Annotated in this window: 2 protein-coding genes; both read right to left on the reverse strand. The window is 74.0% G+C overall.

Going from position 1 to position 2,874, the window contains the following annotated elements:
• Nucleotides 1–171: 171 nt before the first annotated feature.
• Nucleotides 172–1,911 carry a hypothetical protein gene (locus AB0399_RS40355; RefSeq protein ID WP_366414678.1) on the reverse strand — a complete coding sequence of 580 codons (1,740 nt, stop codon included), beginning with the start codon at nt 1,909–1,911 and terminating at the stop codon, nt 172–174.
• 361 nt (nt 1,912–2,272) lie between these two features.
• Complete coding sequence (locus AB0399_RS40360) at nt 2,273–2,803, reverse strand: GNAT family N-acetyltransferase (RefSeq protein WP_329366318.1); 531 nt, start codon at nt 2,801–2,803, stop codon at nt 2,273–2,275.
• Between the last annotated feature and the right edge of the window lie 71 nt (nt 2,804–2,874).

Raw genomic sequence — 2,874 nt, forward strand, 5'->3', positions numbered from 1 at the left:
TACACAAACCCCCACCCCCCCACCCCCTTTTTTTCTTTTTTTTATTTGTTTACAGTGTTTTGTTCTTAATATTTTTTCCCCGTTCCGACCTCCCACGATCATGCCGTGGCCGGTCGCACGCTTCAGCCCGTACGGAGAGATCCCCGGGGCCGGTGACGCGTCGGACGCGTGCTAGTCACCACCGCCGCCGGAACCGCCACCGTCCCCACCGCCGGAGCCGCCACCACCGTCGCCGCCGCCGGAACCACCGCCGTCACCGCCACCGCCGTCACCGCCGCTGCCGGAACCACCGCCGTATCCGCCGGACCCTTCGCCACCGCCGTCGCCCCCGCCGTAACCGCCGTCGGAGGAACCGCTGTTGCCGCCGGACGCCGAGGAACCGCCGTCACCGCCGCCGTAGCCGCCGTCGGAGGAACCCCCGTCACCGCCGGCCGCGGAGGCGCCCGAGGCACCGGAGTCCCCGGCGGACGCTCCATCGGCGGAGGAACCGTCGGACGAAGCTCCGTCGGCGGAAGCTCCGTCGGCGGAAGCTCCGTTGTCGCCGGCGTCACCGGCATCCCCGGCGGCGGCAGAGGAACCGTCTCCCGCGTCACCGGCGTCGGCCGAAGCAGCGTCGGACGTACCGTCGTCACCGGGTGCGGACGCGGCTGCCGCGTCCCCCGCCGGAGCGGCCGCCGCCGCAGGAGCGGAGTCGGCGGGAGCCGAGTCGGCCGGGGCCGAGGCCGCCGGAGCCGAGGCAGGTGCCGAGTCGGCCGGAGCCGAGGCAGGTGCCGAGTCGGCCGGAGCCGACGCGGGCGCGGAGTCCGCCGGAGCCGAACTCGTCGTCGTGGTCGCCCCCCAGGGCGATCCGAGCATGGCCCCGGGCGTACCGGCTATCGCCCCGCTGTAGGCGCTCGCGGAGACGCTCGTCCCGGGCGGCCCCGAGATGCTGGCCGGGGCCGCGCCGGGCGCCTGCGCGGTGGCCGTACCACCGTTGGGCGCCGAAGCGGTCGCCGAGGAGACACCACCGAGCGGGCTGCCGACACCGGTGGAGGTGGCGGAGGTCGGCCCGGAGGTGCTGGTGGCGGACGCCTGCGCCTGGCTGCCGCCGGCGTCGGTGCCGGCCGCGGACGTACCGGCCGCCGACGTGCTCGCGGACGAGCCGGACACACCGACCCCGGCCTTGCCCGCGCTCCCGAGCGGCCCGGAGGCGGCGCTCGCGGAGGTGTTGCCGCTGGGGCTGGAGGCCGCGGCGGAGGAACCGGCCGGACCGGAATCCGCGTTGGCGCCCGAGAAACCGCCACCCTTGGTGCTCGCGGAGGACGCGGCCCCGTTCTGGCTGGACCCGCTGGTCGCACTGGCGCTCTGCGAACCGCCGGACGCCTCGGCGGACGAAGTCCCCTTGCTGGTCGAGGCGTTGGAGTTGGCTCCCGCCCCGCTGCCGGTGGCCGAGGCGTCGCCGACCGACAACCCGCCGCCCGGCCCGGCCTTGGACGCGCCCGCCCCGGCCGAATTCGTTCCGCTGCCGTACGACGAGGCGCCGGCCCCGGTCTTCCCGTCGCCGACGCTCATCCCGGCCGATGCCGGAGCGCCGTTGGAACTGTTCCCAAAGGCGGTGCCGAGGCCGATCGCCCCGGACTGGGTGCCGCCGCCGGTCCCGCCCAGCCCGGCCTTCCCGCTGCTGTCACTCCCGTACGAGCCCGCCTGCGCCCCGCCGTTCGCGTCGGACGGATCGGCGAGCGCGCCTCCGGTCAGGTGCAGGACGCCCACCACGGACGCGACCGTCAGGATCGACGCCCGCCGCAGCGCCCGCCCGCGGACACGCCCGCGCCCGTGCGCGCGAGCCGGGGGCGCGACCACGTCGGCCGTATCGGCCTGCGACGGACGCTCCTCACCCTCTAACGAACTCTCAGACGACGCATCTGTGGCCATGCGCGGCTTCCCTTCGTTGACGCGTCCGGAACGCGTTACCTCTGGCACCGGTGTCCTCTGTGGCACCGGCCGCACCGCCACCCTCCCGCACCGTCTCCCCCGCGGCAATGGCCCCGCGCCCACTCCCGCAGAGCCCGCGGCGGCCCGAAGAACGGCGCCGGCCCGTGCTCGTACACCAACCGGCTGCCCGACCCCCGAACACGGAAACCGAACGCGAACTGAACGCGCACCGAACGTTGTCCGGAGCCGCGCTTCGGAGCTGCTCTGCGGAGCCGGCCTCGGCATCGACACGGCCGCGGGTCCGCCGACCGCCGCACCGCTCAGCCCGCTCCGCGCACGCGGCTCGCCCGGCTCACCCGGCTCACGGGCGGTCGAGCGCCAGCTCGTACTCCGTGAAGGACGGGTCCAACGGCGACCGCATCGTCCTGCCGGTCCGCTCGAAACCCAGCCTCCGATAGAGCGCCTCGGCCCTCGGGTTCTTCTCGTGCACCCACAGGTGGACCCGGTCGGCCCGCTGCCAGGCCCACTCCAGGGCGGTCGCGAACAGCCGGTCGGCCACGCCGTGTCCGCGGGCCTCGGGCACCAAGTAGACGGCGTTGACGCTGAGATAGTCGGGACGTTCGACAACCACCACGGCCATCCCCACCCAGCGCTCCGCGGTACGGTCACCGCCGTCGCTCTCCCCGTCGCCGCCTTCCGTGGCCACGGCCACGAACTGCTGCGAGCCGGCCCCCGACGCACGCTGCCGCCAACGGTCCTCGGTCATCGCCGCCTCTTCGGCGTAGGTCCGGGCGAACGCCACCGGGGCGAGCTCGTCCTGGAGCGCCGCCAACCGCAGCTCGCGGCTCTGCCGCCACTCGGCCGGCAGTACCGGCCGTATCTCGTACCCCATGGATCGGACCATACAACGCAAAAAAGCTCGGGTCCCCCGAATTAATCGGGGGACCCGAGCTGAAAAATTGT

The sequence above is a fragment of the Streptomyces sp. NPDC088194 genome (genome assembly GCF_040702025.1).
Classification (GTDB): domain Bacteria; phylum Actinomycetota; class Actinomycetes; order Streptomycetales; family Streptomycetaceae; genus Actinacidiphila.